The sequence below is a fragment of the Wolbachia endosymbiont (group A) of Eristalinus aeneus genome (assembly GCF_964026915.1).
Classification (GTDB): domain Bacteria; phylum Pseudomonadota; class Alphaproteobacteria; order Rickettsiales; family Anaplasmataceae; genus Wolbachia; species Wolbachia pipientis.
Window position 1 is genome coordinate 385,570 of record NZ_OZ034712.1, and the last position, 22,741, is coordinate 408,310.

Here is a 22,741-nt window from a genome sequence, read left to right on the forward strand (position 1 = left end):
TTAATTGATGCTTACTAACCTAAAATGTGACTATAAGATAATAAATTAGGCTGAGTTAGTTTCAGTGCGTATTAAGCTTAATTATCATTAAACCCCGTACTTTACTTACATTATACTAATAAACACTAGCAAGTCAAGTCAAGTTAATTTAATGTTAACAAAACACAAAAATTTGAGGATTTTCAATAGCTATTCTTTATATTTTTTTAACCTTTCTTGCTTCTCCTCTTCTACTTTTGCTTTTTCCACTTCTGCTTCTAAATTTTCTTGACTACATAAGCCGAGTAGTACAGGATCTTGGGGTTTTATATTTTGCATGTTATGATGAGATCCATCTCTTACCTGCTCAACTGTGTAATTTGTTGTACTAATTAATTTAGCTATAACGTTATTGTCCAAGATAGGAAATTTTTTTACTAAATAATAAATCGCATCAGGTTTATCTCTACGTCTTGCCGTAGAGGCAAAGCCAAGAATGCTACCAATCGCTTTACTCCTTTTTTTTATATTTTTTATAATCAAATTTGGTACACGATTTGGATTTTTTTTGCAATCATCGATTTCTTTTTCAGTAATTATTCCAGAAATAATAGGGTTATATTTTTCTACTTCTATTTCCTCATCAGCTATGTCTTGTACTTCTTCAAGGGCCAATCTGCAACATTGTCCTATTTGATTAAAAGTTAAACCAGTGTTGTCTACTAACCAAGCAGCTATTTGCACTAGAAACTGTTTATTTCTATCGTTATTGCCCTTAGAAGATTCCATTGACATCAAAAAAGCATCTCCCATTTAAAGTATCCCTTACTGTTATACAGAGCTAAAATATAAACTATTAAAACTAAAAAAGCATTAATTTTGTCATTCAATAACTTTTTGTTTGTCACTTCCCACCTCTTAAGTTAATTAAATGCGCTTACCTTTAAGCATATTTCAAACAAAATATTTCCCCTTCCTAAGGTATAGTATAACTCAGTTAAACATATGTTCCTATTTAAGAGGTTGTCCGGAAACTAGTAAATTCAAGCATATTCCCTCTTTAACATAACCCTACTCATAGCTAGGTATATGAAATTCTCAGTGGATGTTGTGAGTAAATCATACTCCTTCGATAGCCTTCTATTCCTATTAACCCAAGCAAAAGTCCTTTCTACAACCCATCTTCTTGGCTGTACTTTAAACCCTTGTTCTCTTGTTGGTAGTAGCTCAGGTGGCGTATCTTTGTGCACCCAAAATCTACATGGAGGCCTTTTAACAATTTCAATATCTATGTCATATTCTTCCTTTATGTGATTCTTTAAATTTCTTCCTTGGTATCCCATGTCAGCCCACATTTTTTTAACTTTAGTATATTTTGTTCTCATATTGTTTAATGCTATTTTAATACCATCTCTATCATTTTCGTTAGCAGCGCCTACGTAACAACCTAGTATAAAACCCTGAGTGTCTGTAATTATATGCCTTTTTCTACCCTTTACTTTTTTACTTCCATCATAGCCTTTGATCCCCCCTTTTCTGTAGTCTTTACAGATTGACTATCTACTATACAGGCACTCGGCTGCTCATTCCTTCCTATTTTTCTTCTACTATATTTTGTAATTTCATAATTCATTTTCTCAAAAATTCCCTGCTTCTTCCATTGCCTGAACTGCTCATACACAGTCTTCCATAGCGGAAAATCATTTGGTAAATACCGCCATTGACACCCTGTACGCAATACATAGAAAATTGCTTCTAATATTTCTCTTTTGCTATACTTTGGCGGCCTTCCTCCTTTCTTGTATGATACTCTGAAGTGTTTTTCTATTCTTGCCCATTCCCTTTCGCTTAGATCTGTTGGATACTTTTTTCTCATCTTTACCCCGTACTAAAATTTCAGATATTATAGCCTTTTACTTATTTCCGGACAACCTCTAGAATCCAGTAAGCTTATTTATGCATATAAAAGGTTATTATTTTGTAAAGTCAAAGTTGCTTTTGGTTTTAAGTTAAAGTACAATAAATGCAAAGGCTCATATGATGAATTAAACTGGATCCAAGTACTTGAATGACATCAGAGAGAGGGTAACCGAGGTTCATGCGATACACGCTACCAAAGTGTTTAAGTAATTAATTAGGTTAAAGTTTGGTATTCAAACAGTCGTACACATGCTAGTCAAAATAGGTACCAGAGGAAGCAAGCTTGCAGTTGCCCAGGCTTTGGAAGCAAAACAAAAGTTGCTGGATTCTTTTCCTAACTTATCTATTGAAATTGTTAAAATAAAAACTTCTGGAGATAAGTATGCAAACGCAAATCTTGCTGAAATAGGAGGCAAAGGATTATTCATTAAAGAAATTGAGACTGAATTGCTCGAAAATAATATAGACATGGCAGTTCATTCGCTAAAAGATATGCCTGCGTTTTTCTCAGGGGGTTTAACAATTCCTTGTGTTTTAGAAAGGCTAAGTTCATGCGATGCGTTTATTTCTCATAAACACAATAGCCTTGAGTCTTTGCCACAGCAGGCTACTATTGCCACTTCTTCAATAAGAAGAAAAGTTCAGTTGTTAAATGTTAGACCAGATTTAAATATAGTACCGCTACGTGGAAATGTAACAACCAGATTGCAAAATCAAAGTTTTGATGGAATAATTCTAGCTGAAGCAGGACTCATAAGATTAGAAAAACATCACTTGATTACAGAGGTATTGCCACCAAAAGTTATGTTAAGTGCAGTGGGGCAGGGGGCGGTTTGTATTCAATGTAGAAGGAATGATGTAAAAATTATCGATCTTTTAGAGAAAATTAATAATAATATGTCTTTTATAGGAGTGAAATCAGAGCGCAGTTTTATGAAGACAGTGAATGGTTCATGTTTTACACCACTTGCAGCTTTGGCTGAATATGTGAGCGAAAATATGCTACACCTTCGTTGTATGTTAGCAAGTGGAAAAAATATATACTTCACTGAGCGCACTTCATTTATAGAAGATGCGGAGAAAATGGGTATGGATGCAGGATTAGAGTTGAAATCAAAATGCTTATAAGCTTACCTAAAGTACGTGGAATCTATCGTTATGATGTCTTAATGTCTAAAGCGACGTGGTTAAATGTTGGTGGACGAGCTGATGTATTATTTAAACCATGTGATATTGAAGATTTAACATACTTGATTAAAAATACTGAACTGCCAGTTAGCGTTATTGGTGCAACATCCAACATAATAGTGCGAGATAGTGGCATTCGAGGAATAACAGTAAAATTAGGTAAGGAGTTTGCATATATTAAAAGTAAGGGTAACAACTCTATTGTAGCTGGGGGAGCTGTGCTGCTCAGCAACCTTTCTCACTTTGCGGGAAATCAGCAGATTAGTGGGTTGGAGTTTCTAGTTGGAATTCCAGGAACAGTTGGTGGCGGAATAGAAATGAATGCAGGTGCATATGGTAGTGATATCGCAAGTGTTGTACAATCCATAAAAGCAGTGAATCTAGAGGATGGAAACCTATATGAGTTCTCCAGCGAAGAAATGGGGTATTTTTACCGTGGACATAGCCTAAAAGGAAATTGGATTTTTGTTGAAGCTGAGTTTAAAGGAGTAAACTCAGAGTATGAGCTTATACTGCAAAGGTTAAAGGAAGTTATTGAGAGGAAAAATAAAAGCCAGCCAATAAGAGGAAAAACTGCTGGGTGCATATTCAAAAATCCAAAAAACTACCGAGCATGGGAGTTAATTGATAAATCTGGCTGCCTAGGGTTAAATATTGGTGGAGCTAGAATCTCTCAGAAACATTGTAACTTCTTGCTCAATTACGATAATGCAACTGCATCTGACTTGGAAAACCTTGGCAACAAAGTAAAAGATGCAGTAAAGGATAAATTTAATGTTGAACTTGAGTGGGAAATAAGGGTTTTGGGTAGCTATTAGATAGTTTTTATAGCTTATGTATATTCGTTCAGGAGAACGGCAAATAAGGTAAACAAGTAATCTAAAAAAATAATCATAGAGAAACCGTGAGGTAATGTGGTTAATCTTGTAGAACTTTGCAAGAATCTAGAGAGAAAAATAGCAAAGTTAGAGGTTGTCCGGAAATAAGTAAAAGGCTATAATATCTGAAATTTTAGTACGGGGTAAAGATGAGAAAAAAGTATCCAACAGATCTAAGCGAAAGGGAATGGGCAAGAATAGAAAAACACTTCAGAGTATCATACAAGAAAGGAGGAAGGCCGCCAAAGTATAGCAAAAGAGAAATATTAGAAGCAATTTTCTATGTATTGCGTACAGGGTGTCAATGGCGGTATTTACCAAATGATTTTCCGCTATGGAAGACTGTGTATGAGCAGTTCAGGCAATGGAAGAAGCAGGGAATTTTTGAGAAAATGAATTATGAAATTACAAAATATAGTAGAAGAAAAATAGGAAGGAATGAGCAGCCGAGTGCCTGTATAGTAGATAGTCAATCTGTAAAGACTACAGAAAAGGGAGGATCAAAGGCTATGATGGAAGTAAAAAAGTAAAGGGTAGAAAAAGGCATATAATTACAGACACTCAGGGTTTTATACTAGGTTGTTACGTAGGCGCTGCTAACGAAAATGATAGAGATGGTATTAAAATAGCATTAAACAATATGAGAACAAAATATACTAAAGTTAAAAAAATGTGGGCTGACATGGGATACCAAGGAAGAAATTTAAAGAATCACATAAAGGAAGAATATGACATAGATATTGAAATTGTTAAAAGGCCTCCATGTAGATTTTGGGTGCACAAAGATACGCCACCTGAGCTACTACCAACAAGAGAACAAGGGTTTAAAGTACAGCCAAGAAGATGGGTTGTAGAAAGGACTTTTGCTTGGGTTAATAGGAATAGAAGGCTATCGAAGGAGTATGATTTACTCACAACATCCACTGAGAATTTCATATACCTAGCTATGAGTAGGGTTATGTTAAAGAGGGAATATGCTTGAATTTACTAGTTTCCGGACAACCTCTATAAGTGGACCACAAGAAAAATAAGCAGTAGAGAATCAGCAAATAAAGAGCTACTCGCAGCTATTCAAAAAATATATCAAGTTTCTAAATGTAGATATGGAGCTCCTAAAATTCATGCTGAATTGAAGGCTTTGGGTAAAAGTTGCAACTTAAAAACAGTGCAAAGTATTATGCAGAAAAATGGTATTCAGGCTATATTGAGAAGAAAATTTAAAATTAAGAAACAACAAACGGACAGTAGCTCCCAATATATTAGACCAAAACTTTATTGTCGATCAACCAAATAAAGTATGGGATTACTTATATAAAAACCAAAGAAGGATGGCTATATTTGGCAACAATAATCGATCTATATTCACGCATGGTAGTTAATGAGCAGTTCAATAAATAAACAATTGGTTATGGACTCTTTATTAATGGCCGTTAACAAGCGTAAACCTGCCAAAAATCTACTATTACATAGTGATCAAGGTTCACAATATACTTCGCAAGGTTATCAATATCTCTTATCCATAAAAAACATAGATGAGTCATAAAGGTTGTTGTTACGACAATTCTGTTGTGGAAAGCTTCTTTAGCTCATTGAAAAGAGAAATACTTATTGATACTTCACAACACTCTGCTCAACAAACTATAGTATTTTCTAAAATGAATGATAAATTTCCATTATGGTATTACCAACCAAAAGTTGTAAGTCTGTATATTTATGCATTAAAGGTCTGAGGCGGCTTTTGATGGTATTCCAACAATGCTCTATAGGGTTCAAATCTGGTGAATATGTTGGTAGATAGAGCAAACGGCATCTAGCATTATCTATTAACTCCTTTGTTTTGGGAGTTTTATGGAATGTGGCATTGTCCATAACTATTGTAGTACCATGTGGCAATTTAGGTAATAACATCTTCTCTAACCATGTATTGAATACCTCTTTGTCACACCCACCTTTGAAAGTCATTGGTGCAATAAATCTCTTTCCAATCCACCCGCCTATTATACTGATTCTCTCTCGTTTTCTTCCTGGAATATCTGCATAAATTTTCTTTCCTATTGGAGCACGTCCATACTCTCGGTATAACCTATTATCAACTCCTGCTTCATCTATATATAAGATGCTGGAATGGTCTATTTTTGAGATTTTATCGGTAAATCGCTGCCTATCTTCTTGATTGCGCTCTTGATATAGTGTAACTTTTTTTTAAAGTAATTCTTAGCTGTTTCAGCCTATACCAAATTGAATTTATTCCAAATCCAAGATTTTGTTTCATCTCTGCCAGCGTATGATCTGGATTCTTTTTAACATATTCTTCGAGTATTTTTGGGTCTATTTTTCGAATAAAGCTGCCGTTTTTCGATGGCCTTAGGCTTTCACCAGCGGCTTTCTTTCTTAACCAGCGGTACAGAGTTGCTATTCCTATCTCCAAAAGCTCTGCCACCTCAACCTTTGACTTCCCTTTTTCTATCATCGATACTGCCCTTTCCCTTAAATCCACACTATACGCCATTATAACTCAAATAGCTTATTATACCTTTATCATTTACTTTGGGAAGTACTATAGTATAAAACCCTGAGTGTCTGTAATTATATGCCTTTTTCTACCCTTTACTTTTTTACTTCCATCATAGCCTTTGATCCCCCCTTTTCTGTAGTCTTTACAGATTGACTATCTACTATACAGGCACTCGGCTGCTCATTCCTTCCTATTTTTCTTCTACTATATTTTGTAATTTCATAATTCATTTTCTCAAAAATTCCCTGCTTCTTCCATTGCCTGAACTGCTCATACACAGTCTTCCATAGCGGAAAATCATTTGGTAAATACCGCCATTGACACCCTGTACGCAATACATAGAAAATTGCTTCTAATATTTCTCTTTTGCTATACTTTGGCGGCCTTCCTCCTTTCTTGTATGATACTCTGAAGTGTTTTTCTATTCTTGCCCATTCCCTTTCGCTTAGATCTGTTGGATACTTTTTTCTCATCTTTACCCCGTACTAAAATTTCAGATATTATAGCCTTTTACTTATTTCCGGACAACCTCTAGAACTGCAATATTTGAATACATAGAAATTTTTTATAACAAACAACGTCACTATTAACTATTGCATTCCTGAGCATTTTGATTCATCATTCTCTTTGTGAAAAACATTCCAAACTTTCTCTCCACTTTTTCTGGGTAAGGTCAGTCAGCTACTTGGATGACAGGGGAGGGAGGTGCTACCCTGACAATCGTCATCCCGCTACGTGTTAGCGGGATCTAGAGATACCGCGAATGAATCGCGGTATGACGGTCTGCAGCGGTATGACGTAGGGCTGCACTAGCTATATCATGCATTTTATTAACCGACACTATAAACAATATCCTTACAATTATGAGATTGAACCACAACTTGCTCAAGCGTTAAGCTGCTGCGTTTAGCGTCTTTACTGTGATTTTCCCCAAGAACATTTGTTCTTTCTCGTTTTATTTCCTCAATAAATTTCCCATTAACATCTTTAGGATCAATCTCTTCTTCAGAATATATAAGGTTAGTGCAATTTGTTTTTCTATAATAATGCACGCCAAGACATATAATTGATAATGCAAGTATACCAGAACCTATAAGTAATGATAATCCTATGTTATTAGTCAAAGGGTTTTGGTAAAATTTTTGTACGTTATTAACACCGCCTTCCGCATATAGCCATAGAGGAAGCGCTATATTTGCAGCAACTACACCAGTAAATAATGCAGTAAATATTGGTCTGTCGTTAATTACTGATTCTATTTTATTAGTTCTACTAACTACTTTTTCGTCAATGTTAATGAAGCTTCGTTTAGCTTCCCAAGCATTAAGTACAAAATTTGAATGAGTGCCATTGCTATATTCCAGTCTTACAGATTTTATAGCTTTATCTTTTGGCTGGTGCTCCAACACCTCAGCTAAAATTTTATCCGCATCTTTTTTTTGAATGGAATGTTCTTCAGTATCTATAAATTGCCTTGTTGCAAAAAATATTGGACCAATTGTAAGCAATGCAGCAAGTGCGATAACTGGTATAGTGATATATTTTGGGCTGTTTGTAAAAAATGCAATAAATTTTGCTTTATCTTGTAAATATAATAAAGCTGCAGATGTGCTGAGTATAATAGCACTTGCAGTAAAAATTATAAAGCCCTTCTGCTGCATGGCATATTTTGCTCTTGGCAAAAATCTGTTTGTTTTTTTATTTGTTGTGCTACCTATATCAGAATTTAGTGACAAAGACTCTTCAGAGTCATCTTTGCTTTTATACGATGGTAAAGTATTTGAAGACGCACCTAAATCATCTTTTGAGTTTTGACCACCTATTTCACTGTCTAAACTCTTTTTCGAAGATTTTGTATTTGGGTTTATAACTGCATAAATATGTTCTTCTGATCCATTACCAGATAATCCTTCTAAACCTAAACTTGCTGTTTGTGATACCCAATCATGAGTCTCACCTTTTGTTTCTTCTAGGGAAGGAGGTAGTACTTCAGTACTAAGACCAAACAAATTTTTGTCTTCTTTGTCTTGTAAACCTGGAGCTTTTGGCAAAATCGGTGGTGCTCCATCACCATCTTTTTGTCGATTTACAGATGCATAAGTAGGATCCACTTCCTCATCATCTGATTCTTCATGTGACATTCCCTGCACACGTGGTACTACATTCAGTACACTTGAGATAGCATTTCCTGCTTCTTCAGGCGATGGTGGATCTTTTAGTGTTATCTTGCTATTGTCACCTGTTTGTTCGTAAGAAGTTAATTTTACTGTTGATTTTTCGACTGACCCATGCATATTCACTCCAAAGTTAATTACTATGCTGCATTGATTACGCTATAGTTATTAAGATATAGTAAATACCAATTTACGGATAATTATTAGTATAGAAATTGTCTATCAAAGATTCTTTCATTCAGAGGGTAATCTTTGTCAAAAAGCAAAGTTATTGTGTTTTCGTGGTCTTTTTGTATTTTTATCTGTGATATATTATGAAACTCCTTGTAATCTGATACTACAAGTGCTGGACGGTTTTTTGTGTCGTTAATGTCAATTTGTACGATTGTATCGTTTGATATTAACGCTCCATTCCAATGCCTTGGGTAATAGCTATTGATAGAAGTGAGTGCAAGTAAATTTGAATTTAGCGGCAAGATTGGGCCACCGGCAGAGAAGTTGTATGCAGTGCTGCCTGTGGGGGTAGATAATATTACTCCGTCCCCTCTAAATTTTTCTACTTTTAGCTTATCATTAATAGTAATATTCATCTCTACTATTTGGTTCGCTTTTCTAAAAACGTATACTTCGTTTACTGCTATGTAATGATATCTCTTGCCACTTGTGTCTGTTGCTTCCATTTTTAGCAAAGTTAACTGAGTTGAAGTTGCATGCTCTATATGATCAATTAAATCTTTAAAGCATTTATTCATCAAAAACCCAACATTGCCAGTGTTTATCCCATACACATGCATGTTTTTATTTTCTATGACGTAATTGTGCAAAGTGCGTAGCATAAAGCCATCACCGCCAACAACTATCAATAGATCGATTTCGGACTTATTTTCTTCTGTTATATTGATAAAATTAAGTTTCTTTAATAGTTTAGATACTTCCTGCGATTTTGGTGATGGAGAAGCAACATAGCCTATATTTTTGTATTTATGCATGCTTCAGTAAACTCTCTAAAACTTAAAGAGGAGGAGAATTAGAAAATGCTTCCATATTTATCGTTAAACTTAGCTAATTTGCTAGTTTTACTTGCTAACCCGCTTGTCAAACTTCCAGTCCATGCAGGGTGAGTAAGAGGATCTCTATCAAGTTTTACCCTATCTCCCTCCTTTCCATAAGTGGAACGAGTTTCAAACTCTTGACCGTCTGTCATAACTATAATAATTTTATGATAATTCATTGTTGTTTATAAACTTTTAGTCAGCTAACATTCTAGTGAACTTAATTCACTAAGTCAATCATTATTCTAAAATATTGACAAAAAATAAATAAAATCTTATACTTAATAAGGAATAAGTAATAATTATCATGATTTTCGCTTTCCCTGGTCAGGGCTCTCAGTTTGTAGGAATGGGAAAGAGCTTATATAGTGAGTTTTCCGTTGCAAGACAAGTATTTAATGAAGTAGATAGCATATTGGATAGAAAGCTGTCTCATTTAATCTTCAACGGTCCTATTGAAGAATTAACCATTACAGAAAACGCTCAGCCAGCTATAATGGCAGTATCAATTGCAATGCTACGTGTTATGGAGCATGTGTTTGGCAAATCTCTTTTCACTGATCACAATGTTAAATATGTTTGTGGGCATTCAGTTGGCGAATATACAGCGCTGTGTGCTGCAGGAGCGTTAACGCTTGAGTCTGCAATCAAGCTGCTGAAAGTTCGCAGCGAAGCAATGCATGAAGCTTCACTGAAATGTAAAGGCGGAATGGTTGCGTTGCTTGGAGCAGAGATAAATGAAGTGGAAGATATATTGAAATCAGTTCAAATTGACGGAATTTGTGAAATTGCAAACGATAACGGTGGCGGACAAGTGGTTATAAGTGGCACTAGAGAAGCTCTTGAAATGTTACCCGATTTATTCAAAAACTCGAGTGTGAGGAAACTAATTAAATTACAGGTTAGTGGGCCTTTTCATTCATCTCTTATGAAACCTGCTGATGAAAAAGTTTTGGAGTTTTTGAAGGGTATTAAAATAACCCGTCCTATAGTTCCTTTGATATCAAATGTTACAGCTAAAGAGGAGAGTGATCCCAAAGTTATAAAAACTTTACTCGCCAAGCAAGTTGTAAGCAGAGTGAAATGGAGAGAAATGGTTTTGTATATGTCAAGCCGTGGCATTAACAAATTTGTTGAAATTGGCCCTAATAAAGTTTTATCTAATTTGGTCAAAAGAATTGACCAATCTATCAGTACAAAAAATATAGATAGTATTGGTGATATTGACAGCTTCTTTAATGAATCATTAGTACTAACAGCAAAAAATTTAAAAGTTGGATTAAGTTAAAACACATCTATTTGATGTCATTCCGGTGCATAACGCTGCTTAGCTGGAATGACAGAGGGTAATGCAAGAAATCAACGAACTGCCTGTCATTTCGTTTGGTTTTTTAATTCCAAGTAGCTGTAAAATAGTAGGGGCAATGTCAGATAACCTTCCGTCTCTTAGTTTTAGATTATCGCAAGACACAATAAATGGCACTTTATTTAGAGTGTGTGCTGTATGAGGTGTATTATTTTCTTCATCGAACATACATTCCACGTTACCATGGTCTGCAGTAACAATTAATGCGGTGTTGCTTGACTTTTTAACAGCATTCAGCACTTTTGCAAGACAATCATCTACAGCTAGCACAGCTTTCTCGGCTGCTTTTATATTACCTGTATGCCCTACCATGTCAGGATTAGCGTAATTTACAACTATCAGTGCAAATTCTTGGGAATGAATTTTTTCTACAAGCTTTTCTGTGAGCTCGAAGGCTGACATTTCGGGCTGCAAATCGTAAGTTTGAACTTTTGGTGAGGGAATGAGTATTCTTTCTTCGCCAGAGAAAGGTTCTTCTTTTCCACAATTGAAAAAGAAAGTCACATGAGCGTATTTCTCGGTTTCGGCGATACGTAATTGTTGCAATTTATTGTCTGCTATTGTTTGTCCTAGAGTATCAGCGAAAGAAGTAGGAGGAAAAATATGAGGAATTTTGAGATCTTCTTTATATTTCATCATGCTTAGAATTGAAGAGAGTTTTGCTACCTCAATATAGTCTGTTTTGCCTAGCAAAATACTTGCTAATTGTATCATTCGATCAGCACGAAAGTTAGCCAACAGCACTCCATCTTCTGGTTTTATACCTTGATAGTCACCTATTACTGCGGGCCTGATAAACTCATCAGTTATGTTATTCTGATAATTTTCATCAATCAACGATACTGCATTATCATGACAAGGTGCCTTTGCAAATGCGATAGCCTCATAAGCTTCGATTGTTCTCTTCCACCTGTTGTCACGGTCCATAGCATAGTAACGCCCAGAAACAGTAGCAATTCTTGTGTCATTTCCCTTTATACTCTTTGTAAATTCTTGAATGCATTTTTTTCCTGAATTTGGCAATGTGTCTCTGCCATCTAAAAATGCATGTATCACCACTTTTATTCCATGCTGTGATATTTTATTTGCTAAAGTTGAAATATGCTTTTGATGCGAATGAACACCGCCATCTGACACTAATCCCATTATATGGCATACTCCGTTCTTACTTTTTAGATTACTAATAAAACTTTGTAGATTTACATTGTTTTCTATTGTTCCAATCTCTTGATTAATGCGCTGAAGGCTTTGCATTACTACTCTACCACTGCCAATATTCATATGGCCAACTTCTGAATTACCTATTTGACCACCAGGTAACCCCACATCAGCTCCACAGGCGGATAAACTGCATTTTGGATAATTAGAGCTAATATATTGCCAACAGGGTGGATTTGCGTTGCTGATAGCGTTGTATTTATTATTCTCTATTCCATTTCCCCAGCCATCTAGTATACATAAAACCACTGATTTAATGTTCATATAAAATCAACACTAGAATTTCACAGAGAAACGCTCCCCGGGCCGGATTCGAACCAGCGACCAATTGGTTAACAGCCAACTGCTCTACCACTGAGCTACCGAGGAATAAACCGTTTTTAATTTACCATGTTGAACGTTGGTTGTAAACGTTTTTTGTGTAGACTTTAAGTCCAACTGGTCACAGAAACGAAAAAACTTACTTGACAAACTCCGCCAGCCCCCTTATTGTAGTATTAAGGGTATTTCTGACTCAAAACTTGTTTTTGATCCGCGCGGGTTCAATAACAAAAATTCAGTAAAAAACTTGGAGTATCTATTGGCGGATTACATAAAATTATAGCGGCTGCATGTCTTTTTAATTTTTTCTACATTCAGCCAAATCGCGCTTATTTTAAGCGTTAGCACATTATTACAGCGCCAATTTAAAGTATTAGAGGGTCAAAACTCGCACCACGGGGCTTCTTTGCCTTTTTTTTATTTGGTAAATTTTTTAACGTTTGTGGCTAAGCGACAGCCGTCATCCCGCTGCTTGTTAGCGAGATCTAGAGATACCGCGGCGGTATGAAGGTTCGTGGCGGCGTGACGATAAGCTCGTCATCCCGCTGCTTGTTAGCGGGATCTCTTGTTAGCGCCGCGGCGGTATATTTGTCATCCCGCTAGCGGGATCTATGTTGAGAGATACCGCGAATGAATCGCGGTATGACGGTTTGTGGCGGTATGACGATAAGACACAAAGCCTAATGGAAAAAACTGCGAACGCCAGTGAAAAACATGGCAATTTTATTTTCATTTGCGGTTGCTATTACATCTTGATCTTTCAGCGAGCCGCCGGGCTGAATTATAGCTGTAATTCCATGTTTTGCACTTTCTACTATGCTATCTGGGAATGGAAAAAATGCATCTGAAGCAAGCACTGCACCTTTACATTTTTCACCTGCTTTTTTCACTGCAATGTTCACACTATCTATTCTGCTTGTTTGCCCTGCGCCGATGCCAATAGCACAACCATCTTTTGCTATAACTATTGCGTTGGATTTCACATGTTTACATATTTTCCAGGCAAAAATAAGATCTTCCTTTTCTTTTTCTGTTGCAGTGCATTCTGTTACTTGTTCTGCTTTTATTGTGTGGTCATTATTTTCTTGCACCAAAAACCCACCAACAACATTTTTAGTTTGGTATTTCACATTTTGTTGAAAAGATTTATGAATAATCACTCTTAAATTTTTCTTTCTTTGTAAAATTTTTAGTGCCTCATTGTTTACCGATGGTGCTATCACTACTTCCAAAAATATCTCGTTTAATTTTTCTGCTAGCTTTAAATCTATCTCCCGGTTTAAGGCAACTATACCACCAAAACTGCTTACTTCATCGCACGATAGAGCTTTTTCATATGCCTCCAAAGCATTATTACCAATAGCAGCGCCACATGGGTTATTATGCTTGATTATCACTGCTGCAGGTTCTTCGAATTCAGAAGTTATGTTAAGTGCGGATTCTATATCTACTATATTATTATAACTCAACTCTTTTCCATGTAGTTTTTCCAACGGATATTCTGTAAATTGATTACTATAAAATGCAGCTTTTTGATGGGGATTTTCACCATACCTGAGTTCTTGTACTTTATGCCCGTATAGAGCAAAAAACTCTGGTAACTCATTATTTTTACTCTGGGATAAAAACCAACTGTGAATATTAGAATCGTAGTGTGCAGTGAGAGCAAATGCTTTGGTTGCTAAGTGTTTTCTATATTCCAATGTTGTTTTATTGTTATTTTCTATCATCTCAGCTTTCAGTGCTTCATAGTCTTGAATGCTAGAAATAACTGAAGTAAAATGAAAATTTTTTGCTGCGGCTCTAATTAACGCCACCCCGCCGATATCAATTTGTTCTATAATTTGCTCCTCACTTGAATCGCTATTCACCGTCTCCCAAAATGGGTATAGGTTAGTTATAAGCAGGTCTATTGGCTCAATACCTAGATCTTGCACTTCCTTTTTATGCTTTTCTCGATCATAAAGTATTCCTCCATGAATTTTAGGGTGTAAAGTTTTCACTCTACCACCCAGTATCTCTGGAAATTGTGTGTAATCTGAGACCTCTTGTGTTTTTATTCCTGCACTAGATAGCACTTTATAAGTATTGCCCGTTGAAAGAATTTCTATTTGTTGCTGCGTTAAAAACGATGCAAGATCAATTATATTCGTTTTATCGTATACTGATATTAAAGCTCTTTTTATTTTCATTTTTATATGGAAAGTTTTTTAAGATTATATCTAAGAAAAGGAAATTTAGCTATTACATTTCTACACTAATTTAAAGCAGTCTATTCTATAAATTTTTTTACCATGCTTGATTTCAAGCCACGAATAAAATCTTCAATACTGCAAGGATTTCTCCCTTCCATTTGTACAACTTTAGGAATTAAAGTGCCACCTTTTAAACTTATGTGCATATTATCGTTAACAATCTTACCTTGTTCTGAAGCGAGAGCTTCAAAGTCAGCATCAAGTATCCTGATACGTTTATTTTCTATCTTAATGAATGCTTTTGGGTAAAACGCTTTAACCTTTCTATAAGCAACTTCACAAGCATCACTTGCATAAATTTTATAGTCTTCCACTTTGTTAGCGTAACATGCATCATTATCGCTCTGCTCTATAGGAACCTGTTTTTCAATTTCATTTAACACCTCAAGCAGTAAATCACTGCCTAATTCAGACAATTTATCATGCAATGTCTTGTAATTATCGTTCTTTTCGATAAGAAATTTTTCCTGTTTTAAAATAGGGCCGGAATCTAATCCTTCATCCAATTGCATAATGCTAACCCCGGTTTCTTGATCTCCTGCTAAAATTGTGTGCTGTATCGGGGCTGCACCACGCCACCTTGGTAGTAATGAAGGATGAATATTAATACAACCATATTTAGGAATATTCAAAATTTCTCTTGGAAGTATCAATCCATACGCGGCAACAACTGCAACGTCTGGTTTGAAATTTCTAAATTTTCCTTGCTCTGCCGAAAACTTTAGAGAGATAGGAGTACATACCTCTATGTTACTTTCTTCAGCGATAACATGTACTGGAGATTTCGTTGGCTTCTGTCCACGCCCTGAAGGTTTTGGAGCCTTGGTGTATACTGCTACTATTTTATTCTGTGATTTCAATAGTAAGTTTAGCGTACTAACAGCGAATTCTGGTGACCCCATGAAAATAATTCTCATGGTGTTTTTGCTTTAAGAATTCTCCGCTAATTTACCACTTACAGTTTCTACTAATTTGGCAAAATCATCCTTATAATTAACTGCCATCTCAGCAAGAATTTTTCTATTTAAATCAATGCCGGCAAGTGTAAGACCATGCATAAACCTACCATAAGTAAGCCCATGCTCTCTTGCTGCTGCATTAATACGTATTATCCATAAGCTACGGAAATCACGTTTACGGGTTCTTCTGTCTCTATAAGCATATTGCAGTGCTTTTTCAACTCTTTGTAATGCAATTCTATAACAACTTTTTGCGCGCCCTCTATAACCCTTTGCCAGTTTCAATATTTTTTTATGACGAGCGTGAGTAGTGACTCCACGTTTTACCCGAGCCATTTTATTTTACCTCCATTTTGTTAAATACCGTAAGGCATATGAAGCTTAACTATACGCGAGTCAGATTTACCAAGAATCGTTGTACCGCGCTGATTACGAATATTAGATTTACTTCTCTTTACCATGCCATGCCTTTTGCCTGACTGAGTAGAAATAACTTTACCCTTAGCTGTAAGGTGAAAGCGCTTTTTCACAGAAGATTTGGTTTTTAATTTTATTTTCTTCATATTCCAAATAAATTTACAAGCACTACTATTGAGTTCTTTAATAGTAATTAAGCATTAGTATAAATAATTTTATTAAAGAATCAAATTAAAATTGTATATTAAAGGAGTTTAAAAGTAATTACGCCCAATATGTGTGTTATACCTTCTTTATTCCCAAGTGGCAACAATACTTGCCTCATTTTAACACTTTCACTTTCTTCCTCTTCATTGATCGGGCATTTACTCTCTATTACAGTATCAAGTTTATCAATAACTGCATCTATTTTATATAGTCGCAAAAATGGTGCATCAATTGCATACTTATTATCAATGTGCGTCTTTTTCTCAAAACCATAGAATTCAACAGCCTTTTCTCCTGCATTTTCACAAATATAACCTTGATCCTTGACTTCAATGACAAAACAATGCTGCCATGATTCCATTATTTCTGCAGTGTCTATTTCATGCCTTTCTGGCCAATCTCTGTCTGATCCTTTTATGTCATTCCAGTGTTGAGTCACCACATTTGCTATTCTTTTTTCTTTGCCTACATAAATTTCCATTCTAATTTCCACATATAAAACACAGATATGAGGTAAATTTATCGTGAATATATTGATTTTTTCTTACCACAAGGTGCATGTCACTAGAAGTTCTGAGATCTAGAGAGTGGTATTGATTTTATTTCCATTACAACTTATTATTTATAGATAACCTCAATAAAAACGATGAAGCTAAACGAAATCAGAGAAAGATTTATAAAATTTTTTGTAAGTAATGACCACGAGCAGGTTTCTTCTTCTCCTTTGATTCCAGAACATGACCCAACGCTCATGTTCACAAATGCTGGTATGGTGCAGTTTAAAAATATTTTTACTGGTGCTCAAAAAACTGAAATGAAGCGTGCTGTTTCAAGTCAAAAGTGCCTAAGAGCAGGCGGTAAACACAACGATCTTGAAAATGTTGGCTATACAACTCGGCATCACACATTTTTTGAAATGCTCGGAAATTTTAGCTTCGGTGATTACTTTAAGGAAACTGCGATAGAATTTGCGTGGGAATTTATCACTAAGGAGTTATCTCTTGATAAAAACAGACTATCCATAACCGTTTACCATACTGATGATGAGGCGTACGAGATTTGGCGTAAGATAAGTGGCTTTTCAAGTGATAAAATCATAAGAATTACAACGGATGATAACTTTTGGAGTATGGGAAGCACTGGTCCGTGCGGTCCATGTTCTGAAATTTTTTATGACCATGGGAGTCCTAATTTACAAGAGGGCGATAGAATTGTTGAAATCTGGAATCTGGTATTCATGGAGTTTAACAAAGATGAAGAAGGTAATTTACACAAATTGCCAAAAAAATGCATCGATACTGGAATGGGCCTTGAAAGAATAGCGGCTGTTATGCAAAACGTCCATGATAACTATGATATTGATCTATTTTCTGCTCTGATAAATAAATCTCAAGAGTATTGTGGAAGAACAGAAAATAAAATAGCGCATAAGATCGTAGCAGATCATCTTCGCGCGGCTGCATTTCTCATCGCAGAGGGGGTGCTCCCTGGAAATGAAGGCAGGAATTACGTATTACGCAGATTAATTAGGAGAGCCGCGCGTTATATCCACCTGCTTGGATATAATGATTCCCTACTCCATCGCGTTTTTCCGGTGCTGATAGATAGCACGAGTTCGGCTTATATGGGGGATATTTATCCTGAATTGATCAGAGCTAAAAGCTTAATAGAAACGACGTTAAAATCAGAGGAAGAAAACTTTAAAGACACTTTGATGAAAGGTATCAATCTCCTGGAGAAATTCACTGCAGATTTAAAACCAGGCGATACTTTGCCTGGAGAATCAGCGTTTAAGCTATATGACACCTACGGATTTCCTTTGGATATTACACTTGATATTTTAAAAGAGAAAAAAATAAATTTTGACCAGAAGGGTTTTGATGATGCAATGGAAGAACAAAAAGAGAGAGCACGTGCTAAATGGGCTGGATCTGGTGAAAAATCTGTTGAGCAAGTGTGGTTTGATTTGATTGATAAATTTGGCAAAACAAAATTTGTTGGTTATGAGTTCAATGAAGTAAGTGATGCGAAAATACTAGCTATAGTTTCCTCCAAAAATGAAGTAATTGATTCTGCAAAGGAGGGAGAAAAGATAACCATTATACTTGATAAAACACCTTTTTATGGCGAGTCAGGTGGACAGGTGGGAGATACTGGCAGTCTGATCAAACCTGGTAGAAGTATTATTATAGTCGAGAATACCAATAAGGTTAATGACCTATGTTTGCACAGATGCATAGTTAAATTCGGTTCAATTTGTAAAGGTGACACAGTTACAGCAAGCATAGATAAGGAAAGAAGGCAAACCTTAAGAAGAAATCATTCAGCTACACACCTTTTGCACTTTGTATTGAGAAAAATCTTGGGTGATCATGTCACTCAAAAAGGTTCCCTAGTTGCACCGGATAAGTTACGATTTGACTTTAGTCATAACACTCAAGTTACTCAGGATCAGCTATTCTTAGTAGAAGATATGGTAAACTCTCTAATCAGAGAAAACCTTTCTACGTCTACAAAAATTCAGAGCATGAATCAGGCAATAGACGAAGGAGCTATGGCGTTATTCGGTGAAAAATATGGCAACCAAGTAAGAGTAGTGAAGATTGGAGATTCAAGGGAACTGTGTGGTGGCACACACGTTGAACATACTGGAGAAATCGGTTTATTTAAGATAGTAACAGAGAGTTCTGTTGCTTTTGGAGTGAGGAGAATTGAAGCTTTAACTGGTCAGGAAGCAATCAATTATGTACGTGATAATGAAATTAACTTAAAAAAAGTTGCAGAATTCGTAAAAGCGCCAGTGAGTGAAATAACAAGCAGATTAAGTATTTTAAGTCAAGAACACAAAAAATCCGAAACCAAAATAAAAAACCTATATAAAAAGCTTGTGAGTGCAGAGAATATAAAAAGCACCGAAATAAATGGAATAAATTTTATAAGCCACACTTTCACTGATATTCCAGCAAATGTAATAAGAGAGTTTGTTTTGCAGCAACAAAAACCAAAAACGATAATAGCTTTCACGGCAACAGAAAAAGATAAAACAGTCTTGATTATTAAAGTAAGTAAAGACTTAATCAATAAGATTAGCGCAAAAGAACTAATATCCATAGCAGTTGAAAAGAACTGTGGTGGGAATGCTGAATTTGCACAAACAGGCTGTGATAGCAATAAAATAGATGATGCCATTACAGCCATTTATAGCAAAATAGCAGCTTCTAAGCACTCTACGTCATACCACCACGAACCGTCATACCGCCGCGGCGCTAACAAGCAGCGGGATACTTAACCATCGTCTACACCGTCATACCGCGATTCATTCGCGGTATCTCTTAGCCGCTAACAAGAGATCCCGCTAACAAGCAGCGGGATGACGAATTACTATGCCGCCGCGAACCGTCATACCGTTGCAAACCGTCATACCGCGATTCATTCGCGGTATCTCTTAGCATAGATCCCGCTACCTGTTAGCGGGATGACGGTTGTCAGGCTAGCTGTCATCCAAGTAGCTCGACTACTTGGATCCAGGAAAAAGAATGGTGTCATGAAAGTAGCTGACACTGATTCCTTTATGATGGTGTCATCCCAGTGCCCAGACACTGGGATCCAGGAAACTTAATTGCAAGTAATGCATTGGATTTGGTGAGTATGGGTTTTGCGTTATAGAATGAAGCACTTTTGGTGAATTTATAAAGAAAGCTGGATCCCAGTGTCAAGCACTGGGATGACAAGGTATAAACCTTATCGTCATGCCGCCGCGAACCGTCATACCGCGATTCATTCGCGGTATCTCAGCCGCTAACAAGAGATCCCGCTAACAAGTAGCGGGATGACGGTTGTCGTTCAGCCACAAACATTAAGAAATTTACCAAATGAAAAAAAAGGCAAAAGAAGCCCCGTGGTTATTATCCGCTTTAAAATATTGGCGTTTTTTATGTTTTAAACGCTTGACAAGCGAAATTCAGCTGCTTTTAATTGCAACTAACTTACGCTGCAAACGTTTAAGAAATTTACTAAGCAGAAAAAAAGACAAAGAATCCCCGAGTTAGCTAGTCTTTTACTATCTCTGTCGAGTATTGGCATTTTTTGATGTCTTGTAACGCTTTATAAGCGCGTTCAGCTTATTTAGATAAAAATCTAGATGTAGATGAAGTTTTGTAAAGACATACAGTATCTATATACTGCAAAAAATTGAACATAAGACGCCGATACATTAAGTAATCCTTACCTTTTAATCTGCAGATTGGCGAAAGCAAATACAATAGCTTCACTTTCATGATAAGGGGGCTAGCGGAGTTTGTCAAGGAATTCTTATTAAAACTAAAGAGCTCAAATGAAAGGAGGTAAACTCTAAAGTATACATTTAGTAGCGCTTTCTATGAGAGAAATCGTATTACCTATTCCGTAAAGCTTTATGAAAGATCCCATTCTTGGACCGGTTTTTTGGCCAAGTAACGTTTCATATAATAGCTGAAACCAGTCACGTAAGTTGGTGTAATCATATTTTTTTCCAATAGAAAATACCTGAGATTGAATTTCTTCAGCAGTAGCAGTTGTAGATAGAGAATGTAAAGTGTCCTTCAAATCTAGTAACGCTGCTTTTTCTTTTTCATTTGGAGTTTTATATGATTTTGTTGGCTTGATAAAATCGTGATAATACTTTACTGCAAAGTCTGAAAGTCTATCAAGCATTTTATTATTTTCTGGTGTAACGTTTGGTGCATAAGAGGATATAAAACCCCATAGGATCTCTTTGTTTTCAGCATTACAAGCTGCTGCTAGGTTTAAAAGTAGTGAGAAATTTATGCCTGAAGTTTCTATACTGGGAACATTGCCCTGGTGAATGTGCCAAGCAGGATTATTTATATCCTTTTCTTTGTTCTCATGATAACGCTTTACAAATTCTAAATATTCATCAGTTGATTTTGGTATCACATCAAAATATAAACGTTTAGCTTTTTTAGGACTCTGAAAAATGTACAATGCTAAGCTCTCTGTTGGTGCGTAAGTTAGCCACTCTTCAATTGAAATGCCATTTCCTTTTGATTTTGATATTTTCTTTCCTTCTTTATCAAGGAAAAACTCGTAGCAAAACAGAAGTGGTGGCTTTTCTCCAAGTATTTCACATATTTGACTTGAAAGCACAGCAGATGGAGTTAAATCTTTTCCGTGAGCTTCGTAATTTACTCCAAATGCGGCCCACCTCATTCCCCAATCAGGTTTCCATTGCAGTTTACATTTTCCTTTTGTCACTGGAACTTCTATTTTTTCCCCGTTTGGGTCTTCATATGTGATTGTTCCTTTCTCTGTATTTGTTTCAATTACTGGAACTTGTAAAACTTGAGAAGTTTTTGGGCATATTGGCAAGAATGGACTATAAGTCTGCTGTCTTTCTTCCCGAAATGATGGAAGCATTACGTCCATTACTTTATCATAATTTTTCAGTAAGAGTAAAAGTTTTTCATCGTAAACGCCAGATTTATAACACTCTGTTGCACTCCTGAACTCGTATTCAAATTCAAACATATCAAGAAATTTACACAACAATGAATTCATATGATGACCATAACTCTGATGAGTGCCAAATGGATCAGGTATCATAGTCAATGGTTTATTTAAGTGCTCTCTTAGCATCTCTTGATTTGGCACATTATCTGGTATTTTTCGCAAACCATCCATATCATCTGAAACTGCAATGATTTTGGTTTTTATACCAGGAGCTATTTTTTTTAATGCATTTACAATAACTGTAGTGCGGAAAACCTCTCCAAAGGTTCCTATGTGGGGTAAACCAGAGGGTCCATAACCAGTTTCAAATATTATTTCTTTTTTATTAGGAAACTCTTGCAATATTTTTTCTGCTTCTTGAAATGGCCAACTTGTCATTATCGAGATTAAATAATGTATCTTAACTTAAAGTGCTACTAGTTTCAATGGATTTTTAATATAATGATATAGTATTAGTGTTAGAGCTATTATTAGAAGGTTAAAGATATGTCCACAGGTAGTATACAAACAGATCAATTATTTAAAGGTCTTACAAGACCTGCAATGCTCTTTGGTGTGAGTTATATGTTTGCAATATTAAACGTCCTGATTTGCATGCTAATTTTCATTAATTCAAATGATTTAAGAGTGATTCTCTTAATGTTACCAGGTATACATGGACTTGGTTATATAGCTTCTGCAAAAGAACCGTTGTTTATTGAATTATTTATGGTAAAATTGGGAAAGTGCTCGAAATGTTTAAATCGTTTTTACCATGGAGCCAATTCTTATGATATTGCTTAAC

23 protein-coding genes, 1 tRNA gene and 2 pseudogenes are annotated in these 22,741 nt (G+C 35.8%); 9 read left to right on the forward strand and 17 right to left on the reverse strand.

Annotation, left to right across the window (positions count from 1 at the left end; genetic code table 11):
• Positions 1–189 precede the first annotated feature (189 nt).
• Positions 190–792 carry a cell cycle transcriptional regulator TrcR gene (locus AAGD62_RS01995; RefSeq protein ID WP_155969403.1) on the reverse strand — a complete coding sequence of 201 codons (603 nt, stop codon included), beginning with the start codon at positions 790–792 and terminating at the stop codon, positions 190–192.
• Positions 793–1,022: 230 nt separating this feature from the next.
• Positions 1,023–1,855, reverse strand: a protein-coding gene (locus AAGD62_RS02000; protein ID WP_094189578.1) for an IS5-like element ISWpi1 family transposase whose coding sequence is annotated in 2 segments (ribosomal slippage) — positions 1,023–1,486 and positions 1,486–1,855 — 834 coding nt in all. Because the reading frame shifts where the segments join, the coding sequence is not laid out codon by codon here.
• 293 nt (positions 1,856–2,148) lie between these two features.
• On the opposite strand from AAGD62_RS02000, the gene hemC reads away from it, so the two are divergent.
• The 5 genes and pseudogenes from hemC (at position 2,149) to AAGD62_RS06835 (ending at position 5,508) form a co-directional block, all read left to right on the forward strand.
• The gene (hemC, locus tag AAGD62_RS02005; RefSeq protein WP_010962666.1) at positions 2,149–3,027 is read left to right on the forward strand and encodes a hydroxymethylbilane synthase; all 879 of its coding nucleotides are present in this window, start codon (positions 2,149–2,151) and stop codon (positions 3,025–3,027) included.
• Positions 3,018–3,905 (forward strand): UDP-N-acetylmuramate dehydrogenase, encoded by an 888-nt coding sequence (gene murB / locus AAGD62_RS02010; RefSeq protein ID WP_155968567.1) that lies wholly within the window; start codon positions 3,018–3,020, stop codon positions 3,903–3,905. Before hemC ends, murB begins: the two co-directional genes overlap by 10 nt.
• A gap of 209 nt (positions 3,906–4,114) precedes the next feature.
• A pseudogene (locus AAGD62_RS02015) lies at positions 4,115–4,947 on the forward strand (IS5 family transposase).
• Between the two features lie 96 nt (positions 4,948–5,043).
• On the forward strand, positions 5,044–5,259 hold the full coding sequence (locus AAGD62_RS06830; RefSeq protein WP_353286574.1) for an IS3 family transposase: 216 nt from the start codon (positions 5,044–5,046) through the stop codon (positions 5,257–5,259).
• Between the two features lie 129 nt (positions 5,260–5,388).
• Complete coding sequence (locus AAGD62_RS06835; protein ID WP_394356550.1) at positions 5,389–5,508, forward strand: hypothetical protein; 120 nt, start codon at positions 5,389–5,391, stop codon at positions 5,506–5,508.
• A gap of 107 nt (positions 5,509–5,615) precedes the next feature.
• On the opposite strand, the gene AAGD62_RS02020 is transcribed toward AAGD62_RS06835, so the two are convergent.
• The 6 genes and pseudogenes from AAGD62_RS02020 to rpmE form a co-directional block, all read right to left on the reverse strand.
• Positions 5,616–6,107, reverse strand: a complete 492-nt coding sequence (locus AAGD62_RS02020; protein WP_155968340.1) for an IS630 family transposase — start codon at positions 6,105–6,107, stop codon at positions 5,616–5,618.
• Between the two features lie 19 nt (positions 6,108–6,126).
• Positions 6,127–6,474 carry an IS630 transposase-related protein gene (locus tag AAGD62_RS02025; RefSeq protein ID WP_155968342.1) on the reverse strand — a complete coding sequence of 116 codons (348 nt, stop codon included), beginning with the start codon at positions 6,472–6,474 and terminating at the stop codon, positions 6,127–6,129.
• A 51-nt stretch (positions 6,475–6,525) separates the two neighbouring features.
• A pseudogene (locus tag AAGD62_RS02030) lies at positions 6,526–6,953 on the reverse strand (IS5-like element ISWpi1 family transposase); the annotation flags it as partial.
• 357 nt (positions 6,954–7,310) lie between these two features.
• Positions 7,311–8,774, reverse strand: a complete 1,464-nt coding sequence (locus tag AAGD62_RS02035; protein ID WP_213863604.1) for a hypothetical protein — start codon at positions 8,772–8,774, stop codon at positions 7,311–7,313.
• An 83-nt stretch (positions 8,775–8,857) separates the two neighbouring features.
• The gene (locus AAGD62_RS02040) at positions 8,858–9,643 is read right to left on the reverse strand and encodes an NAD kinase (RefSeq protein ID WP_155969145.1); all 786 of its coding nucleotides are present in this window, start codon (positions 9,641–9,643) and stop codon (positions 8,858–8,860) included.
• A gap of 38 nt (positions 9,644–9,681) precedes the next feature.
• The gene (rpmE, locus tag AAGD62_RS02045; RefSeq protein WP_007548602.1) at positions 9,682–9,885 is read right to left on the reverse strand and encodes a 50S ribosomal protein L31; all 204 of its coding nucleotides are present in this window, start codon (positions 9,883–9,885) and stop codon (positions 9,682–9,684) included.
• A 128-nt stretch (positions 9,886–10,013) separates the two neighbouring features.
• On the opposite strand from rpmE, the gene fabD reads away from it, so the two are divergent.
• A complete protein-coding gene (gene fabD / locus AAGD62_RS02050; RefSeq protein WP_155969147.1) occupies positions 10,014–10,994 on the forward strand; it encodes an ACP S-malonyltransferase in 981 nt (326 codons plus the stop codon).
• A 39-nt stretch (positions 10,995–11,033) separates the two neighbouring features.
• Here fabD and gpmI read toward each other — a convergent pair whose 3' ends face one another.
• The 7 genes from gpmI to AAGD62_RS02085 all read right to left on the reverse strand — a co-directional run bounded on the left by gpmI (position 11,034) and on the right by AAGD62_RS02085 (position 16,930).
• Positions 11,034–12,554: a 2,3-bisphosphoglycerate-independent phosphoglycerate mutase gene (gpmI, locus tag AAGD62_RS02055; protein ID WP_155969149.1), complete on the reverse strand. Its 1,521-nt coding sequence runs from the start codon at positions 12,552–12,554 to the stop codon at positions 11,034–11,036.
• A gap of 33 nt (positions 12,555–12,587) precedes the next feature.
• Positions 12,588–12,659 (reverse strand) — tRNA-Asn (locus tag AAGD62_RS02060).
• 632 nt (positions 12,660–13,291) lie between these two features.
• Positions 13,292–14,803 (reverse strand): bifunctional phosphoribosylaminoimidazolecarboxamide formyltransferase/IMP cyclohydrolase, encoded by a 1,512-nt coding sequence (purH, locus tag AAGD62_RS02065; RefSeq protein WP_155969151.1) that lies wholly within the window; start codon positions 14,801–14,803, stop codon positions 13,292–13,294.
• An 80-nt stretch (positions 14,804–14,883) separates the two neighbouring features.
• Positions 14,884–15,783, reverse strand: a complete 900-nt coding sequence (gene fmt, locus AAGD62_RS02070) for a methionyl-tRNA formyltransferase (protein WP_155969153.1) — start codon at positions 15,781–15,783, stop codon at positions 14,884–14,886.
• 12 nt (positions 15,784–15,795) lie between these two features.
• Complete coding sequence (gene rplT / locus AAGD62_RS02075; RefSeq protein ID WP_006279340.1) at positions 15,796–16,161, reverse strand: 50S ribosomal protein L20; 366 nt, start codon at positions 16,159–16,161, stop codon at positions 15,796–15,798.
• Positions 16,162–16,181: 20 nt separating this feature from the next.
• Positions 16,182–16,388 carry a 50S ribosomal protein L35 gene (rpmI, locus tag AAGD62_RS02080; protein WP_007548610.1) on the reverse strand — a complete coding sequence of 69 codons (207 nt, stop codon included), beginning with the start codon at positions 16,386–16,388 and terminating at the stop codon, positions 16,182–16,184.
• Between the two features lie 98 nt (positions 16,389–16,486).
• Positions 16,487–16,930 carry a PAS domain-containing protein gene (locus AAGD62_RS02085; RefSeq protein ID WP_155969155.1) on the reverse strand — a complete coding sequence of 148 codons (444 nt, stop codon included), beginning with the start codon at positions 16,928–16,930 and terminating at the stop codon, positions 16,487–16,489.
• A 165-nt stretch (positions 16,931–17,095) separates the two neighbouring features.
• Here AAGD62_RS02085 and alaS point away from each other — a divergent pair, with 165 nt between their 5' ends.
• On the forward strand, positions 17,096–19,738 hold the full coding sequence (gene alaS / locus AAGD62_RS02090) for an alanine--tRNA ligase (RefSeq protein ID WP_155969157.1): 2,643 nt from the start codon (positions 17,096–17,098) through the stop codon (positions 19,736–19,738).
• A gap of 280 nt (positions 19,739–20,018) precedes the next feature.
• Here alaS and AAGD62_RS06840 read toward each other — a convergent pair whose 3' ends face one another.
• Complete coding sequence (locus tag AAGD62_RS06840; protein ID WP_410529788.1) at positions 20,019–20,165, reverse strand: hypothetical protein; 147 nt, start codon at positions 20,163–20,165, stop codon at positions 20,019–20,021.
• Positions 20,166–20,321: 156 nt separating this feature from the next.
• Between AAGD62_RS06840 and AAGD62_RS02100 the strand changes: the two genes are divergently transcribed.
• Positions 20,322–20,498: a hypothetical protein gene (locus AAGD62_RS02100; protein ID WP_179945715.1), complete on the forward strand. Its 177-nt coding sequence runs from the start codon at positions 20,322–20,324 to the stop codon at positions 20,496–20,498.
• Positions 20,499–20,799: 301 nt separating this feature from the next.
• Here AAGD62_RS02100 and AAGD62_RS02105 read toward each other — a convergent pair whose 3' ends face one another.
• Positions 20,800–22,335, reverse strand: a complete 1,536-nt coding sequence (locus AAGD62_RS02105; protein ID WP_155969159.1) for a lysine--tRNA ligase — start codon at positions 22,333–22,335, stop codon at positions 20,800–20,802.
• A 108-nt stretch (positions 22,336–22,443) separates the two neighbouring features.
• Here AAGD62_RS02105 and AAGD62_RS02110 point away from each other — a divergent pair, with 108 nt between their 5' ends.
• Positions 22,444–22,740, forward strand: a complete 297-nt coding sequence (locus AAGD62_RS02110; protein ID WP_007548615.1) for a type IV secretion system protein VirB3 — start codon at positions 22,444–22,446, stop codon at positions 22,738–22,740.
• Position 22,741: the final 1 nt, after the last annotated feature.